We start from the raw sequence: 14162 nt of genomic DNA, 5'->3' as shown, positions 1-14162 counted from the left end.
CAAAACTAAAATTTAATGATAAATTTGTATGAGTAAGATTGATAAACTTATTGAAAGGTTAAAATCAAAACCAAAAGATTTTTCTTGGGATGAAATGCTGAAAATTTTAAATCATTTTGGTTATAAGCAGATTTCACAAGGAAAAACAGGTGGTTCAAGAAGAAAGTTTGTAAATGAAAATAAACAGATTATAAATCTGCACGAACCACATCCACAAAAAGTGCTGAAAGGATATCAGCTTGATATTATTATTGAATATTTAGAATTGTAAGATGAAGAATTATTTAGAATATAACGGATACATTGGTACATTAGAATTTTCTGCAGATGATAAAATATTCTTTGGAAAAATTCAAGGTATAACCGATTTAGTAACTTTTGAAGGATCTTCTGTTACCGAATTAGAAGAAGCTTTTAAAGAAGCTGTTGAAGATTATTTAGAGACATGTAAATTATTGAATAAAGTCCCAGATAAAACATATAAAGGTTCTTTTAATGTGAGAGTTTCACAGGAGTTGCATCAAAAAATAGCTCTATTAGCATCAAAAAAAGGATTAAATTTAAATGAAATTGTAAAAGAAGCTTTGTCATATGTTGTGAAACATGAAGAAATTTTAAATTAAAAAAGGCGAAACTGATAAGTTTCGCCTTTTTTATCTCTTATCTTCTTTCGAATAATTCGATTCTCCATTAATATTAATTTCTCCACCTAAAAAACGAGGTTCACGATTTCTTAAAACATCAAAAAACGATTTAAAAACCGAACCATATTCTCTAAAGCGTACATAATTATATCCTAAATATTCTCCTCGATTTGCAGAATATCCAGCCGATTTAATTCCGAGTTTTTGGCCAATATAAATGGCACGATTTAAATGATATTCTTGAGATATTAAAGTTGCTTTCCTAATCTTAAAAATATGTTTGGCGCGATACATTGTCGAGTAAGTATCGAAACCTGCATAATCAATAAATATTTTGGTTGTATCAACTCCGTGATTAAAACAGTAGTTTTTCATGACCGTTAATTCGTCATATTCGTCACGGCCGTTATCTCCTGAAAGTAAAATTTTATTGATGCGTTTTGCTTTCCAAAGCATAATTCCCGCATCCAAGCGATCTTTTAAATATTTGCTTGGCTGATTTCCGTTGATTCCAGCTCCAAAAATAATTCCCACATCATTTTTAGGAAACTTTTTTATGGAATAATAAATATTCTTTTTGGTTGAAGACTTTATATAATAATTTACCGAAACAATGGCAATTACTCCAATAATTGCAAGATAAAGGGCGATTTTAAAATATTTTTTCACGGCTTGTATTTGTAAGATTAAGATTTAAAAACACGAAGATAGCTAAAGTAAAACCAAATAAAAAACCGAAGCAGAAATGCTTCGGTTTCAAAATTCGGTTCTCTAAAAAGCTTAGCAACTTAGAACCTTAGTATCTTAGAATCTTTACAATAATCCTGCTCTTTTCAACAAAGCTTCAGGTTTTGGTTCTTGACCTCTAAAACGTTTGTATAAAGTCATCGGATGTTCTGTTCCTCCTTTAGAAAGCACATTATCTTTGAATTTCTTCGCTACTTCTTCGTTGAAGATTCCATTTTCATGAAAATATTCAAAAGCATCAGCATCTAGAACTTCAGCCCATTTGTAGCTGTAATATCCAGACGAATATCCACCTTGAAAAATATGAGAGAATGCTGTACTCATCGCATTTTCTTTTACATCAGGATACAATTGCGTATTGGCAAATTGTTCTGTTTCGAAAGCTTTAAGATCTGTAATATTAGTTGGATCTTGTCCGTGCCAAGCCATGTCTAATAATCCAAAACTTAATTGGCGTAATGTTGCCAAACCTTCCTGAAAACTTGCACTTTCTTTAATTTTCTGAACATACTCAATCGGAATAATTTCTCCCGTTTCGTAATGATTCGCAAACAAAGCCAAAGCTTCCGGTTCGTAACACCAATTCTCCATAATCTGACTTGGTAATTCTACGAAATCCCAATAAACAGAAGTTCCTGATAAACTTGGATAAACTGTGTTTGCTAACATTCCGTGCAATCCGTGACCGAATTCGTGGAATAAAGTCGTTACTTCATTAAAAGTCAATAATGAAGGTTTTGTTTCAGTTGGTTTTGTAAAATTACAAACGTTCGAAATGTGCGGTCTTTCGTTCACGCCGTCTTTTACATATTGCGATTTGAATGAAGTCATCCACGCACCGTTTCTTTTTCCTTTTCTCGGGAAGAAATCAGCATAGAAAATCGAAACCAAATTGTTTTCGGCATCACGAACTTCATAAGTCGTAACTTCTTCGTGATATTTATCGATATCAAAAACCTCGGTAAAAGTTAAACCGTATAGTTTTTGGGCAACTGTAAAAGCACCGTCTAAAACTTTTTCTAATTGAAAATAAGGTTTCAGTTTTTCATCGTCTAAATTAAAAAGCTGTTGTTTTAATTTCTCAGAATAATAAGCGCCGTCCCATTTTTCTAATTGTTCAATTCCATCTAGTTTTTTTGCGAAAGCAGTCAATTCTGCAAATTCTTTTTGAGTCGCAGGTTTTGCTTTTGCCAATAAATCATTTAGGAAAGAGAAAACTTTTTCCGGACTTTCGGCCATTCTTTCTTCCAGAACAAAATGCGCGTGCGTTTTGTAACCTAATAAATTAGCTCTTTCATGACGAAGTTTAGCGATTTTCAGAACGTTTTCTTCATTGTTGAATTCGTTATTTTGAAATGCTTTTGCGCCAAAAGCAATTGCCATTTTTTTACGCAATTCACGATTATCAGCATAAGTTAAAAACGGAATATAACTTGGATGATCTAAAGTAAAAATCCAGCCCTCTTTTTCTTGATTTTTGGCTAATAATCTTGTCGCTTCAATTGTTCCTTCTGGTAAACCAGCTAAATCTTTTTCATCAGTTAAATGCAATTCGAAATTGTTGGTTTCTGCCAAAACGTTTTCACCAAATTGTAAACTCAATTTCGATAATTCTTTGTCGATTTCTCTTAATTGATTTTTCTTGTCTTCAGGCAAATTAGCTCCGTTTCTAGAAAAGCTTTTGTATTTTTTATCTAATAAAGTCGTTTGTTCCGCGTTGAGGTTCAAACTTTCTTTTTGATCATAAACGGCTTTTACTTTCGCAAACAAATCAGCATTCAAACGAATGTCGTTTCCAAATTCTGAAAGCCAAGGCGAAACTTCCTGAGCAATTTTCTGCATTTCGTCATTCGTTTCAGCCGAATTCAAATTGAAGAAAACACTTGAAAGACGATCTAAAATATCGCCTGAATAATCCATCGCAACGATTGTATTTTCAAAAGTCGGAGCTTCCGGATTGTTTACAATTGCATCAATTTCGGCTTTAGCCAAAGCAATCCCTTCCTGAAAAGCAGGAACGTAATCTTCGATTTTAATTTGCGAAAAAGGCGCAGTGTTATGTTTGGTGCTAAAGTATTGTGTTAATACGCTCATAGTGTTATTGTGTTACGCAAAGTTTCGCTAAGAAGACACAGAGCTTCGCAAAGTTTTTTAAATATTCTTTGCGAAGCTTTGTGTTTATTTTGTGAATCTCTGTGGAATTAAACTTATTTATTAAGTCCTTCAGCGACTTTATTAACTGTTGCTTTCAGTTCTTCTTTATAAGAAATAATAGTATCCAAAACTTTTTTATCGTGGCTTCCGATGATTTGTGCTCGCTAAAATTCCAGCATTTTTTGCTCCGTTTAAAGCTACAGTTGCAACAGGAACGCCACCCGGCATTTGTAGAATTGACAATACAGAATCCCAGCCATCAATTGAGTTGCTTGACTTTACTGGAACTCCAATTACTGGAAGGGGAGACATTGAAGCCACCATTCCAGGTAAATGTGCCGCACCGCCCGCACCAGCAATAATTACCGAAATACCGCGAGTATGTGCATTTTTGCTGAAATCGAATAATTTCTCCGGCGTTCTATGTGCCGAAACAATATCTACTTCAACTTCTACATTAAATTGTTTTAATATGTCGATTGCATCCTGCATAACTGGCATGTCGGAGATGCTTCCCATTATAATAGCTACTTTGCTCATTTTGTTTTTTGTTTCAGGTTTAAAGTTTCAAGTTTTGTTGTGACTAAAAACTGTTTTTATGCTTTTTGGTTTTATGATCTTAATTTAAGCAGAATTGTATAAATAAGAAATAAAATGAAAATTATTAATGCTAAAGAAAATACGACAAGAATTATAAATAAAATAAAACTTTTTATTCGCTCGCCTTTATATTCGTATTTATCTGTAAATTTTTCAAAATGAATTTTAAACAAATTTGATTTGTCGTCTAAATTCAAAAGATTCATAACTATTTCTACAAAATCATCCATTAAACTAATCACTAAAAATTACTGACCACTGATCACTTTAATAGTATTTTTAACTTCCTCGGCAATACGTCTTGCTTCCTGCATATCTTCATTTACAATCGTAACGTGGCCCATTTTTCTGAAAGGACGCGTTTGTTTTTTTCCGTAAATATGAGGTGTAACGCCATTCCATCCCAAAATGGTTTCGATATTTTCATAAACAACATTTCCAGAATGACCTTCGGCACCGACTAAATTGACCATAATTCCGGCCACTTTGCTGTCTGTGTTTCCTAAAGGAAGATCTAAGATAGCACGTAAATGATTTTCGAATTGTGAAGTATAACTTGCTTCGATAGAATAATGTCCAGAATTGTGCGGACGCGGTGCAACTTCGTTTACCAAAATTTCGTCATCTTGAGTCTGGAACATTTCAACAGCTAGAAGACCAACGTGATTAAAGTTTTCTGAAACCTGCAAAGCAATTGCTCTAGCTTTTTCAGCAACTTTATTGTCGATTCTTGCTGGGCAGATTACGTATTCAACTTGATTGGCTTCTGGGTGAAATTCCATTTCTACAACTGGATAGGTTTTCATTTCACCTGACGGATTTCTAACCACAATTACCGCCAATTCGTTTTTGAACGGAACCATAGTTTCTGCAATGCATTCTACATTTGGAAGCGTATCTAAATCGGATGCTTGACGAACTATTTTTACTCCATTTCCGTCATAACCAAATTCGGTGCATTTCCACACGAAAGGCAATTTGATTGTTGATTGTTGATTAACGAGTGCCGATTTTAGATTTTCTAAATTTTCAAATCTTTCGAAAGGTGCAGTTGGGATATTATTTTTAGCGTAAAATTCTTTTTGAACGCCTTTATTCTGAATTCCTTTTAAGGTTTTTGGAGACGGATATATTTTTAAACCTTCATTTTCCAATTGCGTTAAAGCTTCAAGGTTTACCAATTCGATTTCGAAAGTCAGAACATCGACTTGTTTCCCGAAATTATAAACCGTTTCATAATCCATTAAATCGCCTTGAAAAAACTTGTTGCAGGAAATTTTACTCGGCGCTTCGTCGCTTGGATCCAGAACGTAAGTTTGTATGTCAAATTTTCGGGTGTCGAACAAAAGCATTTTGCCTAATTGTCCTCCGCCTAATATTCCTAATTTAAAATCAGAAGAAAAATAATTCATTTTGTGTTGTGTTTTTGCAAAGATACTTTTTAATCTTTTTTTAGCCAAAATTTAGTTTTTCTGCTATGGATTGATAAAGTTTTGCCACAGATTTAAAAGATTAAAATGATTTTTCTCTTTGTGGGTTTTGGGTTGCCACGAATTACACGAATTTGCACTAATTTTTTAGGTGGAATTTGAAAAAAATAATTCGTGGAAATTCGTGTAATTCGTGGCGAAAAAAAATCCTTTCTAATCCATTTAATCTGTGGCTATCAAAAAAACTATTTTATTTTCTTCAAAACTTCTTTGGCGACGGCTTTGTATGCGGGTGAATGATCTCCGAAATCTTTATCAATGATTACTTTTAATTCAGGATGAATCCAGTCGTAATAATTTCCTAAAATATATAAAGTACGAATAGAATAGGCTTTTGTGGCGACTTTGGTATCGTTAATCAGCCAGTCGAAAGAAGCTTCAATGCAATCTTGAAGATTTTCTTCGGAGAGTTTTATGCCGTTTTCGTTTTTCTTGTAATGCGATTTTACCAAAAGCTGAACCACTTTTGCAATCGGACGCATCGAACTTTCGTCTTTTAAAACTTTTAGATTCGAACAGAAAAAATCAAGATGAGGCTGGAGCCAATGCAATTCTTCGTACGAAACAAATTCAAGAATCCAGCAGGCTTTATGATTGTTTTTGTCTTCGGGCGAAAAGCAAATCGAAACCAATTCACTAAAAAGTGAAGGGTTTTCTAAAACATCTTTTGCCGTTTTGAGACGATTTTCTCTGTAAGCATTGACATAATCCAGTTTTCTCTGCAGTTCGGAAAGCATTGTTTTTGATGTTTAATACAATGCTAAAATACGTAATTTAATGAGATAATTCCGTAATAGTTTATCGGCAATCCAGGGTAATAAAATCTCGGTTGTGCATTTCCAACCGCTGTAGCATTGGTCAAAATCATAGAAGCGTATTTTTCGTTCATGACATTATTTATTCCCGCATCAAAATGAGCTTTTAAACCCGATAAAATTTCAAATTGATAACCCGTTTTTAAATTCAAAAGAGAATAAGAATCTGAAAAATTAGCGTTTGAATCATTCATCGGAATTTTATCAGTAAACTGAAAATCGGCTGAAAAATAAAATCCTGAAATCATGTTTAAATTAAAACCTGCACTTGTAGTATTGGCAGGAACTCCGGTTAATTTGTTTCCAGAAAAATCATTTCCGTTATCGACAAATTCTTTGAATTCATAATTTCCGATTGATGTTCCAACATAAGAATTTAAATTAAAAATCCGATTTATGGGCCAATTATGGTTTAGCGAAATTTCGATTCCTTCATGAAAAGTTTTTCCAGCATTTACGCCTTCATATTGATCATCGCCAATTCTTTCGGCAACCAATAAATCGTTAATTTCCATTCGATAAACAGCAATTTCGGTGTAAAGTTTTTTATTGAAAAAATGCAATTTTCCTCCTAATTCAAAGTTATAACCGGTTTCGGGTTTTATGTCTGGATTGATATTTCCCGTTGAAGTTAACGTTTCTTCGGTTGCAGGAAGAGAAAATCCTCGACTTACAGAAAAGTAAAAAGTTTGAACTTCATTCGGTTTAAATAAAAAAGAAAGCTGTGGCGAAAAAATCCCGTCATAACTATATTTCTCCTTCGGATTATTCGCGGAAGCGGGAAAATCATTCTGCAATTCAAATTTTGTTTTGTTATAATTTAAACCTGCCTGAATTTCAAATCGATCGGAAAGTAAAGTTCTGATTTGCGAAAAAATATTATAAAAATCTCTTTTTTGATCGGTTGCGGTAAGTTGATCGCCTTGCAGACTTCCATTTCCATTATTCTGCTGATATAAGTTCTGAAAAGTATTTCCGCTGTAATTATCTCTGAAATATTCTAATCCCGCAATGAACTGATTTTTGATTTTTCCAATTTTAAAATCTCCTGAAAACTGAGTTCTAGCGCCCGAAGCAAAAGTATATTGGCGCAAAATATCAAAAGGTCGCGGTTCGTTGCTGTCTTTATAATTGATGAAAACCGAAGTCGAATTTTTTAAATTTTCATTAATTGAAAAATCATAAGCCAATCCTGCCAAAGTCGAATTGTATTCTTTAAACCCTTTTGAAGCAACCCAAGTCGGCGCACCCGCTTGCGGATTATTTTCGAAAGTGGTTTTATTAATCGAACTCGGAATGTATGCTTTTAAATAAGTATAATTCGAAAAGTATGTCAGTTTGCTGTTTTTCTTTCGGAATAATTCTCCGCCAAGCGTAATTCCTTCCCGATTGTAAGCGCTGTTTTCACGCCAGCCGTCGGTTTTTAAATTATGATAACTCAGATTTAAAGAAGCACTTTTTTCATTCAAATTAAAACCGACTCTGTTTTTCAATAATCCAAAAGATCCAAAAACAGAACTGACTTCGGTTTGATAGTTGGATTTATTAAATGTTTCGGGTGAAATTAAAATCGCTCCGCCCAAACCCGCGCCGTAAATACTCGAAAGCGGACCTTTAATAACTTCAACCTGATTGATATTTTGAAGATCAATATCATCAATTACGGTTTCGCTGTTTCCAGAAGTTAGTGGAATATTTCCATAAAAAGCTCTGATTTTATTAGTTCCGTACGGAGTTCTCGCGCCAATTCCGCGAATCGAAATTCGGGTTGTGGTAATATTCGACGATTGCATAAAAACACCCGGAATTGTGTTGATGACATTGCTAATGTCTGTGGTATTATTTCGAAGTAATTCTTTTTCAGATAAAATGCCAATTGAAGCCGGACTATTTTGTAAATCACGATTAATATGAAGCGGACTTATTAAAACTTCGTTTAATTTTTCGGTTTTTACAGAATCAATAGAGTTGCTTTTTCCATCTTGTGCAAAAATGTTTTGACAAACAATTAAAATAAGAAGAAAAAAACAACAATTTTTTGAAAGCATAAAAAGTTTCTTAAACATGAAAAAAATAACTGCAGAAAACGAAAAGGTTTCGTAGAGAACACAAAGATTAACCACAATCTTGTCATTTCGACGAAGGAGAAATCTTCGCGAGTAGCTCCACAATCAAAATCGTCAATCTTTGTAGAGTTTCTTGTGGAGATTTCTCCTTCGTCGAAATGACAAAAATGACGAAAACGGCAAAAATTAAATTTGCGAAAATTTGTGCAATTTGTGGTTAAAACCAAGCTTGTCGATTTATTTGGCTGAAACTCTCCAAATCGTATTTCCGCTGTCATCATTTACTAAAAGCGATCCGTCACTCATAACAGTTACGGCAACTGGACGCCCGTAAACTTCTGCTTTTTCATCATTAGAAATAAAACCAGTTAAAAAGTCCTCTGGTTTTCCTGAAGGTTTTCCATCTTTAAAAGGAACAAACAATACTTTATAACCTGAAATATTAGAACGGTTCCAAGAACCATGCTGACCTACAAAAGCGCCATTTTTGTATTTTGCGGGAAAAGCATCTTTAGTGTAAAAAGCCAATCCAAGAGAAGCGGTATGCGGCCCAACTGGAACATCAGGAACAATAGCTCTTTTTATCAAATCTTTTCGTTCGCCTTTTAATCTTGGATCAGGAATACTTCCAAAATACGAATAAGGCCATCCATAAAAACCGCCTCTTTTTACACTTGTGATATAATCCGGAACTAAATCATCGCCTAGTTCATCTCTTTCATTTACCGCTGTCCAAAGTTCTTTTTTGTTGGCTGGATTCCAGTCCATTCCCATTGGGTTTCTAAGTCCGTCAGCATAAATTTTTTCGCCAGTTCCGTCGGGATTGATTTCTAAAATTGTCTGCGCGACGAATTTCTTTATCCATTCCGTTTTCGCCAACATTACTTCCTGAACCAACACCAATATAAATTTTTGTTCCTTCAGGATTTGCAAGCAAACTTCTTGTCCAGTGATTGTTGTATCCGCCGGCTGGCAGTTCAACAATTTTAGTTCCTTGAGTTTCTAATTTTAAAGGCGCATCTTTATAAGGATAACGGTAAAGTCCGTCAGTATTTGCAATGTAAAAAAGTCTTTAAGAATTAGCATTCCTAAAGGTCTGTTTAATCCAGAAATAAAAACTTCGCGAGTTTCATATTTTCCATCTTTATCCTTGTCGCGTAAAATGATAATTTGGTTTTTGCTTGTTCTTGTGCCACTTTCAACAACAAAAATATCATTGTTTGGACCAATATAACTCCAACGCGGATTGCTAAAACCGTCAGCAAATTTTGTAACTGTAAAACCTTCGGGGGCAATTGGCGTTTTTCCTTCTGGCCAGCCTAAAACTTTACTGTTTTTTGTTTTTGATTCGGTTGCATACGGCGGTGGCAAAGTAATGTTGCCTATAGCTGTTTTTACAACATTTGCAGGTTGTTTCGAAAGTGCTTCTTTTTCTTCTTTGCTTACTTGTCCGTGACATGCTGTAAGGATCAAAAAAGCTGAAAAAATTTGTATTGTGGTTTTCATTGTCGTTCGTATTAAAGTTTAGAAGGCTACAATTTACTAAAATTAAAAAGTTTTTTTCCGAAAAGATGTGCTTAAAGTGTTTAAAAATGCTCAGACAGTTTATTTTGATATTTAGAGTTAAGTTGTAATTCTGTATCTTTGTCCATTATTTTAAATTTAAAAATAATGATACAACTTCACGATAAACAATTTGTTCCGTTTATTTCGGCTAAAGAAATTGATTTTGCTTTAACTAAATTAGTCGCTCAGGTAGAAGATGATTTTGGAGATGATACGCCAATTTTTATTGGAGTTTTGAACGGCGCCTTTATGGTTGTTGCTGATTTTCTGAAAAAATATAAAAAACCGTGCGAGGTTTCATTTATCAAAATGGCTTCGTATGAAGGTACAGAAACTACAAATTCGGTTAAAGAATTAATCGGTATTAATCAGGATTTGTCTGGTAGAACTGTTGTTGTTATTGAAGATATTGTCGATACCGGAAATACGATTGAAGAATTAAAGCATTTGTTTAAAGCGCAAAATGTAAAACATTTTAAAGTAGCAACATTGTTCTTTAAGCCTGAAGCGTATAAAAAAGACATGAAAATAGATTATATCGGAATCAGAATTCCGAATAAATTTATTGTCGGTTACGGATTAGATTACGACGGTTTGGGAAGAAACCTTACTGAAGTTTATAAATTAGCAGAATAATTAAAAACAAACACAACTAAATATTCATTTAAAGACTTCTGAAAAAGAAGTACAACACTCATTTCAATTATGATTAACATCGTTTTATTTGGAAAGCCTGGTGCAGGAAAAGGAACGCAGGCAGAATTTTTAAAAGAAAAATACAATTTAACGCACCTTTCGACAGGAGATATTTTTCGTTTCAATTTAAAAAATGATACTGAACTAGGGAAAAAAGCAAGAGTTTTTATGGACAATGGAGAATTAGTTCCTTGCGAAGTAACAACTGCAATGTTAATTGATGAAGTAAAAAAACACCCAGAAAGCGCAGGATTTTTGTTCGACGGATATCCAAGAACGCTAGATCAAGCACAAGCTTTAGATAAATTTTTGCCAACAATTGGATCAAGCGTAACAGCAACAATCGCTTTAGAAGCTGATGACGAAATTTTGGTAAAACGTTTGTTGGAAAGAGGAAAAACAAGTGGAAGAGCTGACGATCAAGACGAAGAAAAAATTCGTGTGAGATATCAGGAATACAATGAGAAAACAGCTCCATTAATTGGATATTATAAAGAACAAGGTAAGTTTTATGCCGTAGATGGTATTGGAACTATTGAGCAAATTACAGAAAGATTAACGTCTGTTATAGATAATTTGTAGAAAATTCCCGGTGGCTATCGGGATTCCTAAAGGCTATTTTTCTAAGCATAAAACCAGCTTCTGATAGATGCAGTTTTTTGTTTAGAAAAATTAGTTTTTTAAAAAATAGCCAAAACAAGAATACCTAAACACAGTGAACCAAACAAATAACGAATCTACTAAACATTGGAAATACTAATAATATTTTTTCTAATACTATTAAACGGAGTGTTCTCTATGTCTGAAATTGCACTGATTTCGGCCAGGAAAAACAGACTAGAAACTGCCGCAAAAAAGGAAATAAAAGCGCCAAAATTGCACTCGATTTGGCAAATTCACCAAACAAGTTTTTATCGACAGTGCAAATCGGAATTACTTTGATTGGGATTTTAACAGGTATTTATAGTGGCGATAAAATTACATTAGATGTAGAAGGATTTGTTGGCGGATTTGCAGTTTTAAAACCATATGCGCATTCAGTTGCAGTAGGAATTGTAGTTGTAGTACTGACTTTTTTCTCATTGGTTTTGGGAGAATTACTTCCAAAACGAATTGGATTAAATTATCCAGAATCAATTGCAAAAATGGTGGCAATGCCAATGAAAATCATTTCGATCATCACGGCACCTTTCATCTGGCTTTTAACAACTTCGACAGATTTTTTATTGAATATTTTTCAAATAAAACCAACGGCTGACGGAAAAGTTACCGAAGAAGAAATTAAAGCCATCATTAAAGAAGGAACCGAAGTTGGTGAAGTTCAGGAAATTGAACAAGATATTGTGGAACGTGTTTTTCACATTGGAGATCGAAAAGTGAGTTCATTAATGACGCATCGAAAATCGGTAGATATCTTGCCTTTAAAAGCTGACAAAGCCAAAATTAAAGAATTGGTAGTTCAGGATTTGCATGCAGTTTATCCGGTTTACAACGATAATTATGATGATATTGTGGGAGTTGTAACGCTAAAAAATATTTTTGCCCATATCGAAAATGATAATTTTGATTTGGCTTCAATAATGTATGAAGCACCTTATTTGATGGAGCAAACGACGGCTTATAAAGCATTGGAAAATTTCAAAAAAACGGGCGTACATTATGCTTTGGTTTCTGATGAATATGGCGTTTTTCAAGGTATGATTACGTTGAATGATATTTTGGAAGCTTTAGTAGGCGATGCATCAGAATTTTATAGAGACGAGTTCCAGCTTATAGAAAGAGAAGATGGTTCATGGCTGGTTGACGGACATTATTCGTTGCACGATTTCTTGACGTATTTCGAGTTAGACGAATTGACAAACGATTACGAAGTAAATACCGTAAGCGGAATGATTATGACGGAGCTTTCGCATATTCCAAAAGAAGGTGAGAAATTAGTTTGGCAAAAATTTGTCCTTGAAGTTATCGATATGGATGGCGTAAAGATTGACAAAGTGCTTGTAAGAGCATTAAAAGAATAGATAAAATAGTTTTCAGTCTCGGTTTTCAGTCTCAGTTTGGTACTGAAAAGTGTGACTGCAACTGAAAAATAAATAAAATAGAATTTAGAAATAGAAGTTAGAGAAATCTAAAATCTAAAATCTGAAATCTGAAATTCAGAAAAATGACAGAAGGAAATTTTGTAGATTACGTTAAAATATATGTTTCGTCCGGAAAAGGAGGAAAAGGTTCGACGCATTTACATAGAGAGAAATTTATTGAAAAAGGTGGTCCAGACGGTGGAGACGGTGGCCGTGGAGGACATGTGTATTTAGTTGGGAATAAAGGACTCTGGACATTATTTCATTTAAAGTTTGCGCGTCACATTAAAGCTGGTCATGGTGGAGACGGAGGTTCTGATAGAAGTACAGGTGCAGACGGAGAAGATAAAATTATTGAAGTGCCACTAGGAACTGTTGTAAAAGACAAAGAAACTGGTGAAACACTTTTTGAAATTACAGAAGACGGAGAAAAAAGAATCCTTGCAAAAGGAGGAAAGGGAGGTCTAGGGAACTGGCATTTTAGAAGTTCAACAAATCAAACGCCGCGTTATGCACAACCAGGTTTACTTGGGGTAGAAATGGATGTGATTCTAGAGCTTAAAGTTTTGGCAGATGTTGGTTTAGTTGGTTTTCCAAACGCAGGAAAATCTACTTTGTTATCTGTATTAACTTCAGCAAAGCCAAAAATTGCCGATTATCCGTTTACGACTTTAAAACCAAATTTAGGAATTGTGGCTTACAGAGATTTCCAATCGTTTGTAATTGCTGATATTCCTGGTATTATCGAAGGCGCCGCCGAAGGTAAAGGTCTTGGCCATTATTTCTTGCGTCATATTGAGCGTAATTCAACTTTGTTGTTTTTAGTTCCGGTTGATACGCCAGATATTAAAGCTGAATATGATATTTTGGTTAACGAATTGACGAAATATAATCCAGAAATGTTGGACAAAGAACGTCTTGTTGTTATTTCAAAATGCGATATGCTAGATGATGAACTAAAAGCAGAATTGAAAGCTGAATTAGATGTTTCTTTCAAAGATGTTCCATACATGTTTATTTCGTCTGTTGCACAACAAGGTTTGACAGATTTGAAAGACAGGCTTTGGAAAATGCTTAATGAATAAAATTCTGAGTCGCTAAGATTCTAAGTTCAAAGATGACGACTTAAAATCTTAGTGTCTTAGTAACTTCTCAAAAAGGTATTCTATTTTTAGAATACCTTTTTTGTTTGCAAGAATGTTAAATTCGTAATAAACATCCAAAAAAGCGACATCATCTTTAATTTTAAGATAAGTTAAGATTATATAATTGCGAAAAAGGCGTTATATTCGCATCACTTAAA

At 34.0% G+C, this 14162-nt stretch carries 11 protein-coding genes and 3 pseudogenes; 7 read left to right on the top strand and 7 right to left on the bottom strand.

What is annotated here, in order from left to right:
* Window positions 1–28: 28 nt before the first annotated feature.
* Window positions 29–271, top strand: coding sequence for a type II toxin-antitoxin system HicA family toxin (locus ACQ9BO_RS26640; protein ID WP_431243120.1), 243 nt, complete (start codon window positions 29–31; stop codon window positions 269–271).
* A 1-nt stretch (window position 272) separates the two neighbouring features.
* Window positions 273–623: a type II toxin-antitoxin system HicB family antitoxin gene (locus ACQ9BO_RS26635; RefSeq protein ID WP_431243119.1), complete on the top strand. Its 351-nt coding sequence runs from the start codon at window positions 273–275 to the stop codon at window positions 621–623.
* A 30-nt stretch (window positions 624–653) separates the two neighbouring features.
* Here the strand turns inward: ACQ9BO_RS26635 and ACQ9BO_RS26630 are convergent, their stop codons facing one another.
* The 7 genes and pseudogenes from ACQ9BO_RS26630 to ACQ9BO_RS26600 all read right to left on the bottom strand — a co-directional run bounded on the left by ACQ9BO_RS26630 (window position 654) and on the right by ACQ9BO_RS26600 (window position 10022).
* Window positions 654–1313: a SanA/YdcF family protein gene (locus tag ACQ9BO_RS26630; protein ID WP_431243118.1), complete on the bottom strand. Its 660-nt coding sequence runs from the start codon at window positions 1311–1313 to the stop codon at window positions 654–656.
* Window positions 1314–1457: 144 nt separating this feature from the next.
* A complete protein-coding gene (locus ACQ9BO_RS26625) occupies window positions 1458–3485 on the bottom strand; it encodes a M3 family metallopeptidase (RefSeq protein WP_431243117.1) in 2028 nt (675 codons plus the stop codon).
* Window positions 3486–3598: 113 nt separating this feature from the next.
* Window positions 3599–4085, bottom strand: a pseudogene (purE, locus tag ACQ9BO_RS26620) (5-(carboxyamino)imidazole ribonucleotide mutase).
* A gap of 308 nt (window positions 4086–4393) precedes the next feature.
* Window positions 4394–5557, bottom strand: coding sequence for a 5-(carboxyamino)imidazole ribonucleotide synthase (locus ACQ9BO_RS26615; protein ID WP_431243116.1), 1164 nt, complete (start codon window positions 5555–5557; stop codon window positions 4394–4396).
* A 263-nt stretch (window positions 5558–5820) separates the two neighbouring features.
* Entirely contained in the window at window positions 5821–6372 is a 552-nt protein-coding gene (locus ACQ9BO_RS26610; protein ID WP_431243115.1) for a hypothetical protein, read from the bottom strand.
* Between the two features lie 23 nt (window positions 6373–6395).
* Complete coding sequence (locus ACQ9BO_RS26605) at window positions 6396–8498, bottom strand: TonB-dependent receptor (RefSeq protein ID WP_431243114.1); 2103 nt, start codon at window positions 8496–8498, stop codon at window positions 6396–6398.
* 255 nt (window positions 8499–8753) lie between these two features.
* Window positions 8754–10022 (bottom strand): annotated as a pseudogene (locus ACQ9BO_RS26600) (PQQ-dependent sugar dehydrogenase).
* 165 nt (window positions 10023–10187) lie between these two features.
* Between ACQ9BO_RS26600 and hpt the strand changes: the two are divergent.
* The 5 genes and pseudogenes from hpt to obgE all read left to right on the top strand — a co-directional run bounded on the left by hpt (window position 10188) and on the right by obgE (window position 13944).
* Window positions 10188–10718 carry a hypoxanthine phosphoribosyltransferase gene (hpt, locus tag ACQ9BO_RS26595; protein WP_431243113.1) on the top strand — a complete coding sequence of 177 codons (531 nt, stop codon included), beginning with the start codon at window positions 10188–10190 and terminating at the stop codon, window positions 10716–10718.
* A 69-nt stretch (window positions 10719–10787) separates the two neighbouring features.
* Window positions 10788–11360: an adenylate kinase gene (locus ACQ9BO_RS26590; protein WP_132989092.1), complete on the top strand. Its 573-nt coding sequence runs from the start codon at window positions 10788–10790 to the stop codon at window positions 11358–11360.
* 216 nt (window positions 11361–11576) lie between these two features.
* Window positions 11577–12046 (top strand): annotated as a pseudogene (locus ACQ9BO_RS26585) (CNNM domain-containing protein); the annotation flags it as partial.
* Between the two features lie 120 nt (window positions 12047–12166).
* Window positions 12167–12799: a transporter associated domain-containing protein gene (locus ACQ9BO_RS26580; RefSeq protein WP_431245224.1), complete on the top strand. Its 633-nt coding sequence runs from the start codon at window positions 12167–12169 to the stop codon at window positions 12797–12799.
* Between the two features lie 143 nt (window positions 12800–12942).
* Complete coding sequence (gene obgE, locus ACQ9BO_RS26575; protein WP_431243112.1) at window positions 12943–13944, top strand: GTPase ObgE; 1002 nt, start codon at window positions 12943–12945, stop codon at window positions 13942–13944.
* Window positions 13945–14162 lie beyond the last annotated feature (218 nt).

This window comes from Flavobacterium sp. P21 (genome assembly GCF_050632225.1).
Taxonomy (GTDB): Bacteria; Bacteroidota; Bacteroidia; order Flavobacteriales; family Flavobacteriaceae; genus Flavobacterium.
The sequence above is the reverse complement of the archived record's forward strand: the minus strand, read 5'-3'. Positions and strand labels throughout refer to the sequence as shown.